The 20,490-nt window shown below is 69.3% G+C and carries 22 protein-coding genes; 15 read left to right on the top strand and 7 right to left on the bottom strand.

All coding sequences use genetic code 11. The features are described 5' to 3' along the window. The first annotated feature begins 81 nt into the window (after positions 1-81). The 3 genes from L324_RS26765 to L324_RS26775 are packed head-to-tail and all read left to right on the top strand — an operon-like array spanning position 82 to position 2,185. Positions 82-702, top strand: coding sequence for a class I SAM-dependent methyltransferase (locus L324_RS26765; RefSeq protein ID WP_037314431.1), 621 nt, complete (start codon positions 82-84; stop codon positions 700-702). Then, positions 699-1,169, top strand: a complete 471-nt coding sequence (locus L324_RS26770) for a DinB family protein (protein ID WP_037314432.1) — start codon at positions 699-701, stop codon at positions 1,167-1,169. Before L324_RS26765 ends, L324_RS26770 begins: the two co-directional genes overlap by 4 nt. 23 nt (positions 1,170-1,192) lie before the next feature. Next, complete coding sequence (locus L324_RS26775; protein WP_037314434.1) at positions 1,193-2,185, top strand: alpha/beta fold hydrolase; 993 nt, start codon at positions 1,193-1,195, stop codon at positions 2,183-2,185. Positions 2,186-2,248: 63 nt separating this feature from the next. Here L324_RS26775 and L324_RS26780 read toward each other — a convergent pair whose 3' ends face one another. The 3 genes from L324_RS26780 to L324_RS26790 form a co-directional block, all read right to left on the bottom strand. Continuing rightward, positions 2,249-3,397, bottom strand: a complete 1,149-nt coding sequence (locus tag L324_RS26780) for a S1 family peptidase (RefSeq protein WP_235783664.1) — start codon at positions 3,395-3,397, stop codon at positions 2,249-2,251. A gap of 319 nt (positions 3,398-3,716) precedes the next feature. Then, positions 3,717-4,451, bottom strand: a complete 735-nt coding sequence (locus tag L324_RS26785) for a TioE family transcriptional regulator (RefSeq protein WP_037314437.1) — start codon at positions 4,449-4,451, stop codon at positions 3,717-3,719. A gap of 53 nt (positions 4,452-4,504) precedes the next feature. After that, positions 4,505-4,981, bottom strand: coding sequence for a DUF6194 family protein (locus tag L324_RS26790; protein ID WP_037314439.1), 477 nt, complete (start codon positions 4,979-4,981; stop codon positions 4,505-4,507). Between the two features lie 62 nt (positions 4,982-5,043). Here L324_RS26790 and L324_RS26795 point away from each other — a divergent pair, with 62 nt between their 5' ends. Next, positions 5,044-5,760 carry a MerR family DNA-binding transcriptional regulator gene (locus L324_RS26795; protein WP_037314441.1) on the top strand — a complete coding sequence of 239 codons (717 nt, stop codon included), beginning with the start codon at positions 5,044-5,046 and terminating at the stop codon, positions 5,758-5,760. Between the two features lie 24 nt (positions 5,761-5,784). Here the strand turns inward: L324_RS26795 and L324_RS26800 are convergent, their stop codons facing one another. Both L324_RS26800 and L324_RS26805 read right to left on the bottom strand, forming a co-directional pair. Further along, positions 5,785-6,249 (bottom strand): peroxiredoxin, encoded by a 465-nt coding sequence (locus L324_RS26800; RefSeq protein ID WP_037314442.1) that lies wholly within the window; start codon positions 6,247-6,249, stop codon positions 5,785-5,787. A gap of 43 nt (positions 6,250-6,292) precedes the next feature. Further along, a complete protein-coding gene (locus tag L324_RS26805) occupies positions 6,293-6,547 on the bottom strand; it encodes a hypothetical protein (protein WP_037314512.1) in 255 nt (84 codons plus the stop codon). Between the two features lie 252 nt (positions 6,548-6,799). Between L324_RS26805 and L324_RS26810 the strand changes: the two genes are divergently transcribed. The 4 genes from L324_RS26810 to L324_RS26825 all read left to right on the top strand — a co-directional run bounded on the left by L324_RS26810 (position 6,800) and on the right by L324_RS26825 (position 12,139). Then, positions 6,800-8,779, top strand: coding sequence for a hypothetical protein (locus L324_RS26810; RefSeq protein WP_037314443.1), 1,980 nt, complete (start codon positions 6,800-6,802; stop codon positions 8,777-8,779). A 127-nt stretch (positions 8,780-8,906) separates the two neighbouring features. Continuing rightward, positions 8,907-10,469 carry an adenylate/guanylate cyclase domain-containing protein gene (locus L324_RS26815; protein WP_037314445.1) on the top strand — a complete coding sequence of 521 codons (1,563 nt, stop codon included), beginning with the start codon at positions 8,907-8,909 and terminating at the stop codon, positions 10,467-10,469. A 215-nt stretch (positions 10,470-10,684) separates the two neighbouring features. After that, the gene (locus L324_RS26820; RefSeq protein WP_152547010.1) at positions 10,685-11,356 is read left to right on the top strand and encodes a papain-like cysteine protease family protein; all 672 of its coding nucleotides are present in this window, start codon (positions 10,685-10,687) and stop codon (positions 11,354-11,356) included. Between the two features lie 9 nt (positions 11,357-11,365). Beyond that, positions 11,366-12,139: a hypothetical protein gene (locus L324_RS26825; protein ID WP_037314449.1), complete on the top strand. Its 774-nt coding sequence runs from the start codon at positions 11,366-11,368 to the stop codon at positions 12,137-12,139. On the opposite strand, the gene L324_RS26830 is transcribed toward L324_RS26825, so the two are convergent. After that, positions 12,126-13,064, bottom strand: coding sequence for a hypothetical protein (locus tag L324_RS26830; protein WP_037314451.1), 939 nt, complete (start codon positions 13,062-13,064; stop codon positions 12,126-12,128). The two genes, L324_RS26825 and L324_RS26830, sit on opposite strands and share 14 nt — an antisense overlap. Before the next feature lie 148 nt (positions 13,065-13,212). After that, positions 13,213-13,608: a RidA family protein gene (locus L324_RS26835; RefSeq protein WP_037314453.1), complete on the bottom strand. Its 396-nt coding sequence runs from the start codon at positions 13,606-13,608 to the stop codon at positions 13,213-13,215. 92 nt (positions 13,609-13,700) lie between these two features. Here L324_RS26835 and L324_RS26840 point away from each other — a divergent pair, with 92 nt between their 5' ends. From L324_RS26840 to L324_RS26870, 7 genes are all read left to right on the top strand, one after another. Beyond that, complete coding sequence (locus L324_RS26840) at positions 13,701-14,681, top strand: helix-turn-helix transcriptional regulator (RefSeq protein WP_037314455.1); 981 nt, start codon at positions 13,701-13,703, stop codon at positions 14,679-14,681. A gap of 57 nt (positions 14,682-14,738) precedes the next feature. Next, the gene (locus L324_RS26845; RefSeq protein WP_037314457.1) at positions 14,739-15,011 is read left to right on the top strand and encodes a hypothetical protein; all 273 of its coding nucleotides are present in this window, start codon (positions 14,739-14,741) and stop codon (positions 15,009-15,011) included. Between the two features lie 69 nt (positions 15,012-15,080). Then, positions 15,081-16,901, top strand: coding sequence for a glutamine--fructose-6-phosphate transaminase (isomerizing) (gene glmS, locus L324_RS26850; protein ID WP_037314459.1), 1,821 nt, complete (start codon positions 15,081-15,083; stop codon positions 16,899-16,901). Positions 16,902-16,983: 82 nt separating this feature from the next. After that, complete coding sequence (locus tag L324_RS26855; protein WP_037314514.1) at positions 16,984-17,343, top strand: YciI family protein; 360 nt, start codon at positions 16,984-16,986, stop codon at positions 17,341-17,343. Next, the gene (locus L324_RS26860; protein ID WP_037314461.1) at positions 17,343-18,527 is read left to right on the top strand and encodes an RNA polymerase sigma factor; all 1,185 of its coding nucleotides are present in this window, start codon (positions 17,343-17,345) and stop codon (positions 18,525-18,527) included. Before L324_RS26855 ends, L324_RS26860 begins: the two co-directional genes overlap by 1 nt. Positions 18,528-18,584: 57 nt before the next feature. Further along, a complete protein-coding gene (locus tag L324_RS26865) occupies positions 18,585-19,478 on the top strand; it encodes a carbohydrate ABC transporter permease (RefSeq protein ID WP_037314463.1) in 894 nt (297 codons plus the stop codon). A 2-nt stretch (positions 19,479-19,480) separates the two neighbouring features. Then, positions 19,481-20,308, top strand: a complete 828-nt coding sequence (locus L324_RS26870; protein ID WP_037314465.1) for a carbohydrate ABC transporter permease — start codon at positions 19,481-19,483, stop codon at positions 20,306-20,308. Positions 20,309-20,490 lie beyond the last annotated feature (182 nt).

Genomic DNA, 20,490 nt, shown 5'->3' on the forward strand with positions numbered 1-20,490 from the left:
TCTTGCCACCTCGGCAAGTTTTCGTGCGTTTTCCCGGTGACCAGGGCGAAGGTGGTCCGGAACAGACCATGCGAGGTGAAAATGAACGCTCCGGACCGTGCCACGGAATTCTGGGATGAGCTCTATGACCGGCGAGCCACCGCGGCGCCGAAAGTGAATCCGAGGCTGGCCGAGATCGCCGGGCCGCTCAGGCCGGGGGCCGCGCTCGACCTCGGCTGCGGCGGCGGGGGAGACGCGCTGTGGCTGGCGGGACGGGGCTGGCGGGTCACCGCGGTCGACATCTCCGGATCGGCGGTGCGCTCGCTCCAGGAGCGCGGTGAGCCGATCACGGCGCTCCGTGTCGATCTCGCCCAGGACTTTCCCGACGGCACCTTCGATCTGGTGTCCGCGCAGTACTTCCACACGCCGTTCGAACTCGACCGCGCCCGCGTGCTGCGGACCGCCGCCCAGGCGCTGAACCCGGGCGGACGGCTGGTCGTCGTCGATCACGGCTCGACCGCGCCGTGGTCGTGGAACCAGGATCCGGACCTCCGGTACCCGGCACCGCGGGAAGTGGCCGAAGAGCTGGCCCTCGATCCCGTGGAATGGCCGATCGAACGCGCCGATGCCTTGGCGCGTCAGGCGACCGGTCCGGCCGGCCGGACCGCGACCGTCGTCGACCACGTCCTGGTGCTCCGGCGGATTCCGGGGCCCCGGCGATGAGCGCCCGGCGGAAACGCGACATCGGGCCGCCGTCGACGGGCCCCGGCGAGAAGGACGTCCTCGTCGGCTTCCTCGACTACCTGCGCGCCGCCGTCGCGGCCAAGGTCGACGGGGTGCCGGAAACCCGCGCGAGGGTTCCCGGGGTGCCGTCGGGCACGAACCTGCTCGGCCTCGTCGGCCATTTGGCCGCGGTGGAACGGCATTGGCTGCTCGGCGAGAAGGTCACCGACTGGAAGGCGACCTTCCATCCGGCCCCGGACGCGACGACCGCGACGGTTCTCGCCGCGTACCGGGAAACCATCGCCGCGACGAACGACGAGATCGCGTCCTGGGACGACCTCTCCGGAGCGGGTCCGCGTTCGGCGTCGAGGCGATGGACGCTGACCCACCTGATCGAGGAGACCGCGCGGCACGCGGGACACGCCGACATCCTGCGCGAGCTGACCGACGGTTCCACCGGACGCTGACCACCGAAACGGAGATCCATCCCATGCTTCACCGAACCTTCCGGCGAACCACGGCCGCGTTCGCCGCCGCCCTAGTCCTGCTGACGTCGGCGTGCGGGACGGCGGGCGATCCCGTGCCCGCCCACGAGAAGGTGACTCGGGGCGACGCGGGTTTCGCCCAGCGGTTCCGTCATGAGTTCGCGGACGTCGACGGGGTGAAGATGCACTATGTCACCGGCGGCCGGGGCGCGCCGCTCGTCCTGCTGCATGGCTGGCCGCAGACCTGGTACGGCTGGCACCGCGTCATGCCCGCGCTGGCCGACCACTTCACGGTGTACGCCCTCGACCTGCCCGGCCTCGGCGACAGCACGGGCGCGCCGCCCAGCTACGACAAGGCCACCCTCGCCCGCTACGTGCACGGCCTGGTCGCCGGACGGCTCGGCCTGCGCGACGCCCGGATCGTCGGCCACGACCTCGGTGCCGCGGTCGCCTTCCAGTACGCCGCGCAGTTCCCGGACGATCTCACCCGCCTCGCCTACCTCGACCTCCCGCTGCCGGGGCCCGCGCTCGACGGGGCGGCCTACCGGAAGCTGAGCTGGCACATCGCCTTCCACTCGCAGAAGACCGTTCCGGAGGCGATCGTCGGCGACGACGTCCGCGAGTACCTTTCGCTGTTCTATCCCCAGGTCGCCTACACCGGTACGGCCTTCGGCGGACCCGGGGCGCCGCCGCCGTTCGACGAGGCCGAGGTCGGCGAGTACGCCCGCACCTACAGCAGGCCGGAGGTGCTGCACGGCGGATTCGAGCTCTACCGCACCCTCGGCCAGGACGCGGCCGCGAACGCGGGCGCGAAACCCATCACCACGCCGACCCTGCTGTTGACAGCCGAAGGACTGCTCGAACCCCAGAAGGCCACGCTCGTGCCCCGCGTCGCCAATCTCGTCCGGGCGGTCGAGGTGCCGCGGGCGGGACATTGGCTGGCCGAGGAGAACCCGGAGTTCGTCACGGCGGAATTGCTCGATTTCCTCAAGAAGTGACCCGACGCTCGTGAGTGGTAATGACGGTTCTAACCGTCATTACCACTCACGAGGCGATCTGGGTCAGGAACGGGTCAGCGTGACCCCGTAGGTGTTCGCCGCGTCCACGACGGGCTGGTAGTACGAGTACGAACCGGTCGCGTTGGCGCCCTCGTTGTAGCCGCAGTCGTGTCCGTCGTTCGGGCCGCCGGAGGTCATGCCCTGCGCGGTGTTGCCCGCGATGTAGGCGCCACCGCTGTCGCCGCCTTCGGTGCAGACGGTCGACTTCGCCAGCCCGCTGGTGGCGACGCTTTCCCCGCTGTAGCGGACGGTCTGGTTGTAGGCGGTGATCTTGCCGCAGGTCCAGCCGGTGGTGTTGCCCGCCTTGCACAGCGTGGTGCCGACCGGCGCCTTCGAGCTGCCGGTGATCCGGACCGTGGTGCCCTTGCGGGTGTCGACGTAACCCCGGCCGGTGTCCTCGTCGTCGATGTCCATCAGGCCCATGTCGGTCGACGGGAACTCGGTGGCGACGCCGCGGCCGATGTGGACGCCGTTGCGGTTGAGGATGTCGGGGTTCCCCTCGACGCAGTGCCCGGCGGTGAGCAGCACGTTGTCGCCGTCACTGGTGGTCCCGGGGAAGCCGAGGGAGCAGTTGGTGCCGGGGTCGAGGTCCATGATCTGGCCGGGGATGACGTCCGCCTGCGTGGTGTTGCCGTTGGCGATTCCGGTTCGGACGGTCACTCCGGACAGTGCCGAAAGCCGCCGGACGAGGGCGCTGTCGGCGCCGGGCGCCACGGTGACGACGACCTGGTCCGCCGCGAGTTCCGGGCCCCAGGACTGCACCTGGGTGACATCGGCGCCGATGACTTCGCCGACGCGGGCGGACAGGGAGTCCAGCGCCTTCTCCCCGCGGGCGCCGGTGCGTGGCGTCAGGCCCGCGGAACGGAGCGCCTGCGCGGATCCGGCGTCGGGGGTGTTCACCACGAGGGTGCCCGAGTCGTCGAAGTACGCGCCGTCGGTGCGAAGGCCGCGCGCTCTGATGTTCTCCAGCGACGAGATCAGGTTCTTCTCGTGGTCCAGCTTCTGCGCGGCCTGCAGCGGGGTGACCCGGAGCTGGGCGGCGAGTGTTTCGAGCATCGTCTGGTCGTAGGCCGTGGGCGGCTGGCCGGGAGCGGCCGTCGCCGGGACGGCGAGCGCGCCGATTCCGGCGCAGACGCTCAGGAGAGTGAGCATGACGGGTCCGCGAATTCGCATGCGAATTTCCTTCGGTAAAGGAGGGGACGACGAACCGCCGGATATGGTGGGAATGGCAGGGACCGGGCGGTTCATCTCGACGTGACGCACATTACGAGCGCCCGACTATCCCGTCGTAGCGCCGAAAGTAGGTTCCATGATCGTGGTCCTACTTTCGTATGCGGAAAGTGCGAATCGCCGCGTATTCGATTTGCGCGAAAGTGTCATTGGCCGAAAAGTGTCATGCGCGTGTGCTGTCGCAAGTAGTCGACTACTTGCGAAGGTCTACAGCGCGAACCAGGATCGAAAAGCTCAGTGTCTACGCGGAGCCGTTCCGCGTCGTCGCCGTCGGATCGGCGAGGTAGGCGTCCAGCGCGGCGGCGCCGGAGAGCAGGGCCCGGCTCCTGGCCGCGAGGCGGTCGTGCCAGCCGCGTAACGCCGATTCGAGCGGCACGACGCCTCCGGCCGAACGAACCTGCTCGATCAGCGGCGCGATCTGCGCCAGCGGATAGCCGCCCCGCCGGAGCTGGCGGGTCAGTTTGGCGTCGCGCACGTCGGCAGCGCTGTAGACGCGGTAGCCCGTCCGCGGGTCGCGGTCCGGCCGGAGCAGACCGGCGCTTTCCCATTTGCGCAGGGTGGCCGGCCGGACCCCGAGTTTCCCGGACAGCGGCCCGACGAACAGGTCGCCCCGTTCCTGCGGCACGGGTTCGAGCTCCCGGAGCGCGGCCGTGACGGCTTGCAGCGTGCGGCGGTCGTCGAGCAGCTGGGCGTGGGTCTCGTCGATGAACCGGAGTGCGTCCTCGAGCGCGCCCCGGTTGACCGCTGCCATGATCGACGTCGCCGTCGCGTGGCCGTGCCCGGGGACGAGGGCGAGGAAAGCGCGCAGGGCCAGCGCGTGCCGTGGCGTGTAGGCGCGGTATCCCTGCGGGCCGCGTTCGGCGGCGGGGAGGATGCCGTCCGCCTCGTAGTTGCGGACGGCCTGCGTGGAAAGACCGTGCTCACGCGCCAGATCGACCGGCCTGAGCCGCTCGCGGTCTCGAAGGTCTCGCCCCACTGGCCAAGGATAAGCGACCCTTGACCGCTGACACCTTGTCCGGCGGCTCCGGCTCACTCGCGCGAGGATTCCGCCTTGCGTTCGAACCGGGAACGCGCCAGCCGGTAGGCCGTACCGAGCAGTTCCCGGGTGACTTCTTCGGTCTTCGACGCCGGGTTCACCACCGCCAGCCAGCCCCCGTTTCCGTAGACGGGATGGGCGATCACGGTGTCGGCGACGGCGGCGTCGACGTCGGTTTCGGCCGCCTCCCGGGGTGAGCGGCCGAGCCGACGGGTGAACTCCTCCTTCCCGGCGTGGATGTTCACGCGGAAGGTGTCCGGGCGGTCCAGGCGCGAGGTCTCGTCGCCGGGATAGTTCTTGGTCACCACCGTCGCGAAGGGCTGGACGTTCGTCGGCACGACGCCGTCGGGGGAGTAGTAGAAGAACGCGTCGCCCCAGCTGAGCTCCGGCCACTCGTCACCGGGCGCGGGGGTGAGGGTCAGGACGCCGTCGAAGCCCGACACGAAAGTGATGATCTCGTCGATGGTCATGTGTTCAAGCGTCACATTAAAGTGGTTATGGAGGGTTCAAGGCCGTTTTCGATGGAGTATGGATGTCAAGTCTCAACTCGGCTGGGATGCGCACGGCGGAGGTCGCGCGGAGGTCGGGGTATTCGGTCCAGCAGGTGCGCAACCTGGAACGCGACGGCGTGCTCCCGGCGGCGGCGCGTACGCCGTCGGGTTACCGGATCCACGGGGAGGTCCATCTCCGGTCCGCGCTGGCCTACCGTGCCCTCGCCGCGGGGGTGGGGCCGGTCGAGGCCAAGCGGATCGTCCGCGCCGCGCACCGGGAACCGGCCGCGCGGCTGCTGGCCCTGCTCGACGCGGCCCATGCCGGGCTCCACGCCGAGCGCGCGGATCTGCGGGAGGCCAGGGAAGCGGTCCGGGTGATCTCGGCCGAACCGATCGGCGATGTCCGCGGCTCGGATTCGATGAGCGTCTCCGAACTCGCGACCGCACTAGGGCTTCGGCCGTCGACATTGCGGCATTGGGACGCCGAAGGGCTCGTCGTTCCGGACCGCGACCCGCGGGGGACGCGGCGGTACACCCCGGCCCAGGTGCGGGACGCGCGGATCGTGCACCAGTTGCGGCTGGCGGGCTATCGCGTCGCACCCCTGCGGGCATTGATGCCGGAGCTACAGCGATCGCGGCGGCTGGAGGACGTCGCCACCGCGCTGGCGGCCAGGGACGCCGCCATCGCCGCGCGCTCCCGTGCCCTTTTCGACGGTACAGCCGCGCTTTCCGGTCTCGTGAGTGGTAATGACGGTTAGAACCGTCATTACCACTCACGAGACTCAGGCGTCCTTGGGTGTCCGGTCACGCAGTGCCGCGAGCGCCTTGTCGGCGTGGACGTCGAACTTCAGTTCGCTCTTGATCACTTCGAGGATCTTGCGGTCGGTGCCGATCACGAAGGTGCGCCGCTTGGCGTGCAACGGGCTGAACCTGCGCCATACCCCGAACTGTTTGGCCACCGTACCGTCCACATCGGACAGCAACGGATAGTCGAAGCCGTGCAGGACCGAGAACTGACGCTGTTTGGTGATGCCGTCCGGGCTGATCCCGACGCGGTGGGCGCCTACCTCGCCGAATTCCGCGGCCAAGTCGCGGAAATGGCAGCTCTCGGCGGTGCAGCCACCGGTCATCGCGGCGGGATAGAAGAACAGCACGACCGGGCCGGTGGACAGGAAGTCCGACAGCGTGCGGTCCTGGCCGGTGTCGTCGGGCAGGGTGAAGTCCGGAGCGAGGTCGCCTGGTTCCATGTCCGGGTTTCGGAGCCGCGCGAGGACCGGATTGGTCCCGGCTTCAGCGCGTGCAGCGCCAGAAGACCGTCGCGTCATACGGTGAGATGACGAGCTTGAAGTACTCTTCGCAGTCGGAGAAACCGGCTCGGTCGGCCTGGTTCCTGGCGTCCTGACGGGCGTAGAAGAGCGCGAGGCCGAAGTCGCTCGACCCGTGGCCGACGAATTCCCTGGTTTCCAGCGCGCTCGCGGCGGCCGGGGTGGCGATCGTGCCCATCACGGCGGCCGCGCCGAGCAGCGCGAGCAATATTTTCCTCATGATGACCACGCTAGAACGGGACCGGTTCGCGATTCGCCCGCTGGATGGGCGCTCCCTCGGCCTCCGTCCGTCGTAGGTGAGTTCCCACGACGAGCGACGTCAAAGTCACTGAACTGCGGCTGCCATGCCCCCGGAAGTCGTCCGAAATGCCCGGAGGTCCGGCCAGAGGCCCCGGGGACCGGCGTGCCGGATCACCGCCCTCGGCGGCGTCCGGCATGCTGGGCGCGCACACGAACGTCGGGGAGGGGTGGCATGACCGAGGCAGGGGAATCTGCGGTTCCGGAGCGGGTGGAGAGCCCGGTCCGGCAGGCGGCGCCGTCGGGCAAGGCGGGCCGGTGGCTGATGGAGCACCGGGTCCAGCCGGTCGGGCCGGAAAGCCACGACGAGCACACCACTCCGCAGTCGTGGTGGAAGGTCATGTGCCTCACCGGTGTGGACTACTTCTCCACGCTGTCGTACCTGCCCGGCATCGCCGCGCTGGCCGCGGGCGCGCTTTCGCCGCTGGCGACGTTGCTGATCGTCGCGCTCACCCTGCTCGGCATGCTGCCGATGTACCGGCGGGTGGCGAAGGAGAGCCCGCACGGCCAGGGTTCGGTCGCGATGCTGGAGAACCTGCTGCCGTTCTGGCGCGGCAAGCTCTTCGTCCTGGTGCTGCTGGGTTTCGTCGCGACGTCGTGGATCATCACCATCACGCTGTCCTCGGCCGACGCCACCGTGCACGCGCTGGAGAACCCGCTCGCCCCGGCGTTCCTGCACGGGCACGAAGTGCTGATCACGGTGATCCTGCTGCTGATCCTCGGCGGGGTGTTCCTGCTCGGGTTCAGCGAGGCGGTCGGGGTCGCGATCCCGCTGGTGGCGATCTTCCTGGTGCTGAACGCGGTGGTCGTGGTGGCCGGCGTCGGCGAGGTGATCGCCGAGCCCGCCGCGCTGGACCGCTGGCTGGACGCGCTGACCTCCGGCGGAGGTGGGATCGGCGGTGTGATCGGCCCGGCGATCCTGGCGTTCCCGTTGCTGGTACTCGGGTTGTCCGGTTTCGAGACCGGCGTCAGCATGATGCCGCTCGTCGCGGCCAAGGGGGAGAACGCCGAGCAGCGGCTGGCGAACCGGATCCGCAACACCCGCAAACTGCTCACCGCCGCCGCGCTGATCATGTCGGTGTACCTGATCGCGACCAGTTTCGTCACCACGATCCTCATCCCGGCGGAGAAGTTCAAACCCGGCGGCGAGGCCAACGGCCGCGCGCTGGCGTACCTCGCCCACGAGCTGATGGGCGAATGGGTCGGCACCGCCTACGACATCAGCAGCATCCTGATCCTGTGGTTCGCCGGGGCTTCGGCGATGGCCGGGCTGATCAACATCGTCCCGCGCTATCTGCCCGCCTACGGGATGGCCCCGGACTGGGCCCGTGCCGTGCGCCCGGTGGTGCTGGTCTACACCGCGATCTGCGTCCTGGTCACGATCATCTTCGGTGCCGACGTCAACGCCCAGGCCGGGGCGTACGCCACCGGGATCCTCGCGATGATGGTGTCGGCCGCGGTCGCGGTGGCCATCTCCGCGGCGAAACGGCGTCAGCGCAAGGCCGCGATCGCCTTCGCCGTGCTGACCCTCATCCTGATCTACGCCTTGGTGGAGAACGTCGTCGAGAAACCCGACGGGCTCACGATCTCGGCGTTCTTCATTCTCGGGATCATCATCGTGTCGCTGATCTCGCGGGTCACCCGCACCACCGAACTGCGGGTCGATCACATCGAGTTCGACGAGCCCGCGCGCCGGTTCATCACCGAGTCGATCGAGCACGACGACGCGCTGACCATCATCGCGAACCGCCGTCAGGCCGGGGACGCGGACGAGTACCGGGCGAAGGAGGCCGAACAGCGCGGCATGAACCCGGTCCCCGGCGCCGCCGACGTCCTCTTCCTCGAGATCGACGTCATCGACCCGTCCGGTTTCAGTGACGTGCTGAAGGTCCGCGGTGTCGAGATCGAAGGGTTCCGGGTGCTCCGCGCGGAAAGCCCCGCGGCCCCGAACGCGATCGCCGCGATCCTGCTCGCCCTGCGGGACACCACCGGTGTGCGGCCGCAGTGCCATTTCGAGTGGAGCGAGGGAAATCCGCTCGGGCACCTGTTCCGCTACCTGATCCTCGGCCGCGGCGACACCGCCCCGGTGGTCCGCGAGATCATCCGCACCAGCGAACGCGATCCCGCGCTGCGGCCCGGAATCCACGTCGGCTGACCCCGCGTTTCGTCCTCTGGATGCGGTCATTGCGCCCCGCAACCACCGCATCCAGAGGACTAAATGCGGGCGGCGGGGAGTTTCGGTGTACATTCGTTCACTCAAACCGGGTGAACGGTGGGGACGGGTGCGACCAGTCAAGGACTCCTCTGCGCAGGGCCGAGGCCAGGGGCCGTTCGGCTCGTGGCTGCTCGGTCCGCTGTACCAGGACACGGCCGTGTTGCGCCGCCGCGTCCAGGGGCTGCTCACCGGGACACTGATCGCGACCAACGTCATCGGCGCGCTGGTCGTGGTCGGGCTGGCGGCGCTGCTCATGCCCGCTCCCGGCATGTCCGGCGACCTGGTCATGGTCACCTCGATCGCGGTTCCCGTGTATGTGGTCTCCGCGGTCGTCGTGGGGGCCCTGTGGGGCACCCGCGGCGCGCTGCGGACCTTGCGCTGGGCAGCCGACGGCCGGACGCCGACCGACGCGGAGCGTGCCGCGAGCCTCCGGGTCCCGTTGCGCCTGACCCTGGTGCAGGCGGTGCTGTGGGGTGTCGCGACCGCGGTGTTCGGGGTGCTGGCCGCGCTGGTGCAGCCGCGGGTCGTGCTGACCGAACTGCTCGTCGTCGCGTTCGCCGGGGTGGTCGTCTGCGCGATCGCCTACCTGGCGGGCGAGTTCATCCTGCGGCCGTACGTGGCCTTGGCCCTGGCGGGTACCTCGCCGGAACGGCCGCTCAGCGGCGGGGTCAACCTGCGGATGCTGCTGTTCTGGTGCCTGGGCACCGGGGTGCCGGTGGCCGGGCTGGTGGTCACGGCGGTACTGGCGTGGGTGCGCGGCGACGTGTCGACCACGAAGCTCGCCGTCTCGGTGGTCGTGCTCGGCCTGGTGGTGCTGTGCTTCGGGCTGCTGGTGACCGTGTTCACCGCCCGCGCCGTGGTGAACCCGATCCGGTCGGTGCAGCACGCTCTGGGCCAGGTCAGGGCCGGGGATTTCGCCGTGGAGATCCCGGTCTACGACGGCACCGAACTCGGCCTGCTGCAGGCGGGCTTCAACGGGATGGCCGCCGGTCTCGCCGAACGCGAACGTTTGCGCGATCTGTTCGGCAGGCATGTCGGCGAGGACGTCGCGATCGAGGCGATGCGCACCTCCGCCGAACTCGGCGGCACGGTGCGGACGGTGTCGGTGCTGTTCGTCGATCTGATCGGTTCGACGACGCTGGCCGCGAGCCGTCCGCCCGAGGAGGTCGTCGGGCTGCTCAACCGGTTCTTCGCGGTGGTGGTCGACGAGGTCGACCGCCATCACGGGCTGGTCAACAAGTTCGTCGGTGACGCGGCGCTCGCGATCTTCGGCGCGCCGGTGCGGCTGGCGGATCACGCGACCCTCGCGCTGTCCGCCGGTCGTGCGATCGGGCGCAGGCTGGCGGCGGAGGTACCGGAATGCCCGGCCGGGATCGGCGTGGCGACGGGTGAGGTGGTGGCCGGGAACGTCGGTGACCCGCGGCGGTTCGAGTACACGGTGATCGGGGATCCGGTCAACGAAGCCGCCCGGCTGACCGAGCTGGCGAAGAACGTCGAAGCCCGGTTGCTCGCTTCGTGGACGGCGATCGAGTCGGCGGCCGAAGCCGAGGCCGCGTACTGGAAGGCGACAGAGGACGTCATCTTGCGGGGCCGGACCCGGTCCACGACACTCGCGACACCGAAGTCCTGAACGGTGGCGGATTCACAGCCTTTGTGAACGGGGCGTGAATCTTGCGCGGGAGCCCGCGTCTCGCCGTCCCCGGACCCGTCGTTTCCTGGCACGCATCGCGACCCGGACGCTGTGAACGATCACAGCGTCGCTCTCGCGCCCGGTGAGGGCGTTGTCCCCGGAAGTCCCGGCGGCGCACGGTGATCACCCCCATCCCCGTGTCAAAGGAGACATCCGTGATGAGACTTCCGAGGGCCGCGCTGGCGACCGGTGCCGCCGTCTTCGCGCTGAGCATGCTGCCCGCCACCGCCCTCGCGCAGCCCGGTGGCGACGGAGACCGGCCCACCGGGCTGATCAAGACCCAGACCCACACTCAAGTGCGCGAGGTCGCACCGGTGGCGGGGACCGCGAGCACGGTCGCCGTTTCGGCCGCCTCCAAGCAGCTGAACTACACCCAGCAGGTGCAGCAGTACAACCAGTGGTGCTGGGCCGCGGACGGTTCGAGCATCGAGCAGGCACTGGGCGGAACCGCGAGCCAGGCCCAGTTCTGCGCCGCGGGCAAGGGAACGTCGGCCGGATACTGCCCGAACCAGGCGGCCCAGATCTACGAGATCGTCCGCGGTTTCCGGGGCACCGGCTTCTCCGCGCAGGACGCGGGCGGCCCGATCGGCTTCAGCTCGGTCGTCAGCCAGATCGACGCCGGGATCCTGAACCTGACAGGGATCTACTGGACCTCCGGTGGCGGGCACGCCGAAGTGATCTACGGCTATGACTCGGCGAACCAGTCGATCATGGTCGGCGACCCGTGGCCGACCTACCAGCGCTATCAGACCTGGAACTACAACCAGTACCGCAGCAACGGCCAGTTCCGCTGGAACGACACCATCGTCAACATCCGGAAGGGCTGAGACGCGGTCATGAAGCAGATCTGCCGGAAGTTCTCCCGTGGTCTCGTGGTCGCCGTCGCGCTGCTCGTCCCGGTCGCGCCGCCCGCCGCGGCGGGCGAAGGAGTCGTCCCGCCCTCGGCCGACGAGGTCGCCGCCGCGGTGCGCGTCGCGGGTGAGCCGGGAGCGATCGGTCTCGCGAAATCGAACTTCCGGCAGGTCGACCACATCGAACCGCGGCGGATCACGGTCAGCGGGCACGGTGTGCCGGTGTACACCCTCAATCCCGACTTCGTCCGCGCGACGGCCGGGGCACCGGCGGGTGTGCTGAAATCCGTCACTGTGACGGCCACCGCCGATTCCGGTCAGAAGGCCACCCTGCAGGTGATGCCGGAGGGTCCGGGGGCGTGGGTCGCGGCGGGCGCGTTCTCCGGGAACGACGAAGAGACCTTGAGCGCACGGCTGCGTCCCGGTTCGGTCCTGCTCAACGAACCCCAGATCAACGGCTGGTACGACCTCGGCCGGGACGATGTCGTACTCCTGCAGGCGAGTCTGCCGCAGACGCCGGTGGGGAAGTCCGTCCCGCTTTCCGAGTACCGAAAGGATGTGCACGGCCGCTACGCCGACAAACTGGCGGGCTCGGACTATCAGCGCAATGGCGGGATCGGCTTCGCGCAGGCGGGTGCCGTGCCCGTCGAAAGCGGCCTGCCGGCCGGGGTAGTGGCCGGGCTGATCGCGGCGGGCGCCGCCGGGCTGGGAGCCGTGCTGTTCGTGGTGCGCCGGAACCGCCGCCTCACTCCCAGATGAGGTCGATCCCGGCTATCCCGACGCCGAGATCCTCGAAGTACGCGCTGACCGTCGCCCCCGGACCGCAGAACAGCGGTTCGCTGACCACCGGTGCGAGTTCTTCGCGCTCCCGCACGGTTTTGACGCAGCGGGCGGGGATCGCGTCCGGGTCGAACCGCATCCGGAGCAGGTACGCCGACATACGGGACCGCACCGTGCGGTGAAAACAGGTCGACCGGATCGAAGCGGCGAGCCGCAGCGTGAAGGCGAAGGTATGCGTTTCCCCTTCGGCGAGGCCGCGATCGAAGAGCAGCTCGAACACCATTCCTGGCGACGAAGTGCTTCGGCGCACCCTGCCTCTTCGGCAGCCGTCGGCGGCGAAGACCGTCGTGGCCTCCATGTCGGTGCCGGGTTCGTCCTGGTGGGTCACCACGAAGCCGTCCGCGCCGGATCGCCGTGCCCGCACCACCATCGTCGAAGTGATCTCCGAGATCCGGCCTTCCGCCGTCATCGTCAGCACGTCGACGACGGTCACGACGTCGAGCTTCGCGTTCCCCGCCGCACCGGGGGATTCGCTCAGTTCGTCCAGCAGCGTGCAGGTCTCGCTCCAGCTCTGGCGCAGTTCCGCGAGGGAAGGCCTGCGGTCGCCGTCGACGGCGGGCCGCCGCTGCGGGCCGATCAGGACGACCAGGCTGTCCGCGGGGAGACCCAGCACCGCTTCGAGCGCACGGACGATGTCGAGTGATCGCGGTGTGGAGGGATGCCGGAGTCCGCGCTGCCAGTAGCTCAACGTCGACTCGGCCACGGAGACGCCGCGCGCGGCCAGATGCGCCCGGATACGGGACAGGGACAACCCGCGATGGTCGACCGCTTCGGAAAGCGCCCGGGAGAAAGGACCGAACCTGACCGCGCTCGCTGTGCCGGGTTCCTTGCGTTGCTGGTACATGGGCCACCCCCACCACCGCCGGATTGGCGCACAGCATGCGCAGTCCGGCGGCGGACGGCAACCGTCTAAGGTCGAAAACCGGACTTTCTCCCCCGCCGTCTCGTGAGTGGTAATGACGGTTCTAACCGTCATTACCACTCACGAGGCCTCAGGCGACGGCGGTTCCTTCGAGTTCGATCATCAGGGAGGGGAGCGCCAGCCGGGTCACCCCGAGCATCGTGGTGGCCGGAGCCACCCCGGCCGCGCCCAACCTCGAGGCCAGCACGCCGTAGTGCTGGAAGAGCAGATCGACGTCGGTCGTGTAGACGGTGAGCCGGACGAGGTCCGAGAGGGCCATCCCGGCCTCACCGAGGACGCCCTCCAGGTTGTCCAGACTCAGCGCCAGCTGCGCCGCCATGTCACCGGCGTGCCGGGGTTCGCCCTCGCCGCTCATCGCGGTCTGCCCGGCGCAGTACAGGGTCCGGGTCTGCCCGGAGACGACCTCGCCCTGGTTGTAGCCCATCGCCACCGACCACGGCCACGGGTTGACCGCCGTTCGTTCCATTGCCACTTCTGCTCCATTCGTTTTCGTCGACAGCGGAAGCCTCCCAACGAATCACGACATCCTGTGTCGTGTATTCCGCTACGGTTTCCGCCATGCGTGCCGACCGTTTGGTCTCGCTGGTCCTGCTGCTGCGTCAGCGCGGTCGGCTGTCCGCGGCCACGCTGGCCCGCGAGCTGGAGGTGTCCACCCGCACCGTGCTGCGCGACATCGAGGCGCTGTCCGTGGCGGGCGTCCCGGTCTACGCCGAACGCGGCAGGCACGGCGGTTTCGCGCTGCTGCCCGGTTTCCAGACCGAGCTCACCGGGCTGACCCACGACGAGGCGCTCGCCCTGCTGATCGCCGGATCGCGGCGCGGCGCGCAGGCGTTCGGCCTCGGCTCCGCGCTGGCTTCGGCCATGCTCAAGGTGGTCGACGCGCTCCCCGAAAGCCATCGGGACACCGCCGCCGGCGTGGCCGAGCGGCTGCTCATCGACCCGGAGACCGATCTCCTCTCGCGCCGCGTGGTCGCCGAGGAGGTGCCCGACGCCATCGTGGCCGAGGTTCGGCGCGCGGTCTTCGCCGGGCACAAGCTCCGCATCCATTACGTGGCGGCGGGCCGGAAACCGCGATGGCGCACGGTCGACCCGATCGGCCTGGTCACCGTGCGGGACCAGGGTTACCTGCTGGCCACGCGATCCGGCGAGGACCGCACCTACCGGCTGTCCCGCATCCGGGCCGCCGAGGAACTCGACGAACCCGCGCAGCGACCGGACCGGATCGATCTCGACCGGGCCTGGAAGGACCGCGGCACGCGGTTCCGGACCGGTGGCGACCAGGTCGCCGTGCTGGTGCGGGTACATCCGGTGCGGCGGGAGGAGCTGCTGGACACCGCACTGGCCGTCCTGTCCGAAGAGGCGGACGAGGACGGGTGGTTACGGCTGGAGGTGACCTTCCAGGATTCACGGCACGCCGAGTGGGCTCTGTGGCAGCTCGCCGCAGGCGCGGAAGCGCTGGCCCCGGCGTGGCTGCGCGCGTCCCTGCACGATCGCGCCACCGCGATCGCCGCCCGCTATCGAGCTCCGGAACTGAGCTGAATCAGTAGTTCTTGCCCGATTTCGGGCAAGAACTGGCATTTCGAGACCTCGCTGTGCATGATGGGGACCGTGGAGGACGCGGACATCGTCGAACAGGTGGCCTTGTCGACAGGTCTGTCGACGGCCATCGCCGTCCGTGTCGTCGAGGACGTCCTGGCGTTCTACCGGCAGCCGGTCGAGGAGTACGTCCGGTCGCGGCACGCCCGGTTGCAGGGCGAGGGCAGGAAGAATCCCGAGATCTTCGCCCTGATCGCCGGTGAGCTGAGCAGGCGGCTCGTCGCGCCTCCCGATCTGTCCGAGCGGCAGCTGCGCCGCATCGTCTACGGCTGACGGACCACGTCGCGAGGCCGAAGCCTTCGCGCGCGTCCGTCCGTTCTTTCTTTGTGAGGGTGACTCGTCATGTGCGGAATCGTCGGCTACATCGGTGGCCAGAACGCCGCCCCGATCCTGATCGAGGGGCTGACGCGGCTGGAGTACCGCGGCTACGACTCGGCCGGGATCTCGGTACTGGGCGGTAAAGGCGCCCAGGTGCACCGGATCGTGGGGCGGGTGCGGAATCTGACGGCGGCCCTGCCCAAGCGGCTCGCGGGCAAGGTCGGCATCGGGCATACGAGATGGGCCACGCACGGCCCGGCGACCGAGGCGAACGCCCATCCGCATGTCTCCGAGGACGGCCGGATCTCCGTGGTGCACAACGGGATCATCGACAACGCCGTCAGCCTGCGCGAGCAACTCGGCCAGGCCGGGGTGACCTTGACCTCCGAGACCGACACGGAGGTGCTGGCCCACCTCATCGCGCGGTCGGGTGCCAAAACCCTCGAAGACGCGGTCGTCGAGGCCGTTTCGCGGATCACCGGCACCTACGCGATCGCGGTGACCGACACCGAGCACCCCGACCGCGTCGTGGTCGCGCGCAACGGTTCGCCGCTGATCATCGGCGTCGGCGACCGGGAGATGTTCGTGGCCAGCGACCTCTCCGCGCTGGTCCGCCACACCTCGCAGGTCGTGCATCTCGACGACGGCGAGTTCGCCAGCGTCTCGGCCACCGGCTACCGCACCTTCACCGTCGACGAGAGCGACACCGGCAAGGCCGCGACCGCGATCGACATCAAGGCCGACGACCTCGACCTCGCCGGTCACCAGCACTACATGTACAAGGAGATCCAGGAGCAGTCCGACTCGCTGGAGCGGATGATCCGGGGCCGCCTCGACGACCGGTTCGGTGTGTCCCGTTTGGACGGTCTGAACCTGACCCCCCGCGACCTGCGCGGCTTCGCCAGGGTGAAGATCCTCGGCTGCGGTTCGGCCTACTACGCGGGCCAGATCGGCGCGACCATGATCGAGGAGCTGGCGCGGGTGCCCGCCGACGCCGAAGCCGCGTCGGAATTCCGCTACCGCAACCCGATCATCGAAGCGGACACCCTCTACATCGCGGTCAGCCAGTCCGGCGAGACCGCGGACACCGCCTTCGCCGTCGAAGAGGTCAAACGCAAGGGCGGCCGGGTGGTCGGTCTCGTCAACGTCGTCGGCTCGACGATCGCGCGGGCCTGCGAGGGCGGCCTGTACCTGCACGCGGGTCCCGAGATCGCCGTCGCCTCGACCAAGGCGCTCACCAACATGGCCGTCGGGTTCGCGATGGTCGCGCTGGCGCTGGGCCGGGTCCGCGATCTGTCCAACGCGGACGGGCAGCGGATCGTCGCGGCGATCCGGGCGCTGCCGCGGCAGGTCGCGGAGATCGTCGCGGCGGAAGCGGAGATCGCCGAGCACGCCAAGACCTGCGCGGACGCCCGGAGCCTGTTCTTCGTCGGCCGTGTCCGGGGCTTCCCGGTGGCGCGTGAAGGCGCGCAGAAGTTCAAGGAGATCTCGTACCGGCACGCCGAGGCCTACCAGACCTCGGAACTCAAGCACGGCCCGCTCGCGCTGATCGACGACTCGGTGCCGACGGTCGCCATCGTGCCGTTCGACGACCTCGCCGACCGGAACCTCGCCGCGGTACAGCAGATCAAGGCCCGCAAAGGCCCGGTTCTGGCGATCACCCATGACGACGTGGACTTCGGCGATCTCGACGTGCCACGGTTCGTGGTCCCGCGTTCGGAGCCGGAACTCGACCCGATCCTGCTCACCATCCCGTTGCAACTGCTGGCCTACCACGCCGCGCTGATCCTCGGCCACGACATCGACAAGCCGCGGAACCTCGCGAAGTCCGTCACCGTGGAATGATCTCCGCCGGTGGTGTCGAATGGCGCCCCGCCCGTTCGTGGTCAAGGTGAGAGACAAGCCTGATCCGTCGAAGGAGTTCGCCATGAGGCAGTACCTGCTCGCCGTCCAGCTCGACGAGAGCGCGCCGCCGGAGCCCGAAGAAGAGGTCCAGGCGATGATGGCCAGGACGGGCAAGGTCACCGACGAGATGAAGGCCGCCGGTGCGTGGGTGTTCGTCGGTGGGCTGAGGCATTCGGACGCCGCCACGGTCGTCCGCCCCGGCAACGGCACCATCACGATCACCGACGGCCCGTTCGCCGAGACGAAGGAACAGCTCGGCGGGTTCTGGGTGATCCAGGCCGACGATCTCGACCAGGCGCTGGCCTGGGCCGAGAAATGCGCGCTGGCCTGCGGGCAGCCGATCGAGGTTCGCCCGTTCGACGACGGTTCGCGTCGGCGCTGATGGACCTGGACGGCGTTTACCGGGCGGAGTACAGCCGTTGCGTGGCAACGCTGACACGCCTCCTCGGCGACATCGGGCTCGCCGAGGAGGCCGTGCAGGACGCGTTCGCGGTGGCCGTCCAGAAATGGGACGAGACGCCGCCCAACCCCGGCGCGTGGATCGTGACCACCGCCCGCAACCGGGCGATCGACCGCCTGCGCCGGGAATCCACCAGGGAGGACCGGCACGCGCAGGCGTTGCTGCTGCGGCGATCCGACGAGCCGGAGGAGGTGGGCCCGGTGCGGGACGACCAGCTTCGCCTGATCTTCACCTGCTGTCATCCGGCGCTTTCGCCGCTCGCGCGGACCGCGCTCACCCTGCGTTTGCTCGGCGGGCTGGAGGTGCCGGAGATCGCGCGGGCCTACCTCGTGCCGGAGGCGACCGTCTTCCAGCGGATCGTCCGCGCGAAGAAGAAGATCCGCGACGCGGGCATTCCTTACCGGGTACCGGGGGACGCCGAGCTGCCCGATCGGCTGGCCTCCGTCCTCACCGTGCTCTACCTGGTCTTCAACGAGGGCTACACGTCCACGTCGGGGGAGCTGGTGCGGACGGACCTGTGCCTGGAGGCGATCCGCCTGGCGCGGGCGCTCGCCGACCTGATGCCCGACGAGCCCGAGGTGATCGGGCTCCTGGCGCTGCTCCTGCTCACCGAAGCGCGGCGCCCCGCGCGAGTGGGGCCTTCGGGGGAGCTGGTCGTCCTCGCGGAGCAGGACCGGTCGCTGTGGGACCGGGAGCTGATCGCCGAGGGACATGACCTGGTGCGGCGCTGCCTGCGCCGGGACAGCCCGGGGCCGTACCAGGTGCAGGCCGCGATCAACGCCGTGCACACGGACGGGCAGGCGACCGACTGGACCCAGGTGCTGGCGCTCTACGACCAGCTCCTGTTGCTCAGCCCGACGCCGGTCGTCGCGCTCAACCGCGCGGTCGCCGTCGCCGAGGTGCACGGTCCGGTGTCCGCGCTGGCCGTCGTCGACGAGCTGGACCTGCCGGGTTACCACCTGCTGCCGTCGACCCGCGCGGATCTGCTGTCCCGCCTGGGCCGCGTGGCGGACGCCGTCGCTGCCTACGACGAGGCGATCGCCCTGGCCACCAACGACACCGAGCGGGCCTTCCTGGAGAGCCGGCGGTCACGTCTCGTCTCGTGAGTGGTAATGACGGTTCTAACCCTCATTACCACTCACGACTCAGGAGGAGGTGTCAGGTTGAGGCGAACGGGCGAGCGGCTCGCCGGCTACCTGATGACAGCGCCGTTCTTCGTCCTGTTCGGCGTTTTCGGTCTTTTTCCCTTGCTGTACACCGCCTGGGTGGCGCTGCACCACTGGCATCTGATCAACGGCGACACCGGATTCGCCGGGCTCGGCAACTTCGCCGTCCTGCTGCGGGATCCGCATTTCTACAACGCCCTCTTCAACACGGTCAGCATCTTCGTCCTCGCGACCGTCCCGCAGCTGCTGGCCGCGCTCGGGCTCGCCGCGCTGCTCGACCGTCCGTTGCGCGCGCGGACCCTGTGGCGCGCCAGTGTGCTGCTGCCCAACGTCGTCTCGGTCGTCGCGGTGGCGCTGGTGTTCGGCCAGCTCTTCGCCGAGGACTACGGCCTCGTCAACTGGGCGCTCGGGTTGGTCGGCCTCGACCCGGTGGACTGGCGGTCGGATCGGTTCGCCTCCCACGTCGCGGTGAGCGTGATGGTGATGTGGCGCTGGACCGGCTACAACGCGCTGCTCTACCTCGCCGCCATGCAGTCCGTGCCGCAGGAACGTTACGACGCCGCCATGCTCGACGGCGCTTCACGCCGGCGCACGTTCTGGTCGATCACCGTGCCCGCGATCCGGCCGACCATCGCCTTCACCGTCGTGGTCTCGACCATCGGCGGGTTGCAGCTGTTCGCCGAACCGCAGTTGTTCGACGACACCGGGGTGGCCGGGACCGGCGGCGCCGACCGGCAGTTCCAGACCCTCGCCATGTACCTGTACGAAAAGGGGTTCGGCGAGTTCGACGCCGGATACGCGGCGGCCATCGCGTGGCTGCTCTTCCTGCTCTCGGCCGGGTTCGCGCTGGTCAACTTCTCGCTCGTGCGCCGCGTGCGGGGCGGTGAGTGACCATGGCCGGGAGGGAACGAAAAGGCTTCGTCGTCTACGGGCTGCTGCTCGCCGTCGGTATCGCCTCCCTTTTCCCGTTGTACTGGTCGTTCGTGGTGTCCTCAAAGGACAATTCCGCGCTCGGTGAGGCCACCCCGCCGTTGCTGCCCGGCGGCAACCTGGTCGCGAACGTGCGCCGGGTCTTCGAGACGGTCGACTTCTGGCTGGCGATGCAGAACTCGCTGATCGTCGCCGGCACGGTGACCGTGTCGAACGTCCTGCTGTCCAGCATGGCCGGATTCGCCTTCGCCCGCCTGCGTTTCCCCGGTCGTGACTCGCTCTTCCTGGTCGTCATCGGTACCGCGATGGTGCCCGCGCAACTCGGCGTCATCCCGCTGTACCTGGTGGTCGGCGAACTCGGCTGGTACGGGCGGCTGGAGGCGGTGATCGTGCCTGGACTGATCGGCGCCTTCAGCGTGTTCTGGATGCGGCAGGCGTGCGAGGAGGCGATCCCCGGCGAACTGCTCGACGCCGGACGCGTCGACGGCTGTTCGCCGATACGGCTGTTCTGGAGCGTCGCCCTGCCCGCCGTCCGGCCCCAGGCCGCCGTGCTCGCCATGCTGACGTTCATGACCGCGTGGAACGACTTCTTCTGGCCGCTGATCGCGCTCGACCCCAACGAGCACCCGACCGTCCAGGTGGCGTTGTCCCGGCTGGCCAGCGGCTATTTCACCGACTACTCGCTGATGCTCACCGCGGCGACGATCGGTGTGCTGCCTGTGATCGTGCTGTTCATCCTGCTGGCGAGGAAGGTGGTCGACGGGGTGATGCGGGGCGTGCTACGGGCCTGACGGCCGTGGTCGGGCTGAGAGGTTGGGGCCCCGGGCTGGTGGCTCGGCGGTGGTCGTTTTTCGGCGATGGCGCCTTGTTGTGTGGCTGCGTGTGGTGACCGCAGGCTGCGGGGACTTTGGGTTGTGTCCTCGTGGTCGGGTGGTGGCCGTTTTTCGGCGACAGTATGTCGTCGCGTGGGCGG

This window comes from Amycolatopsis orientalis DSM 40040 = KCTC 9412, from assembly GCF_000478275.1.
In the GTDB taxonomy this organism is placed as follows: domain Bacteria; phylum Actinomycetota; class Actinomycetes; order Mycobacteriales; family Pseudonocardiaceae; genus Amycolatopsis; species Amycolatopsis orientalis.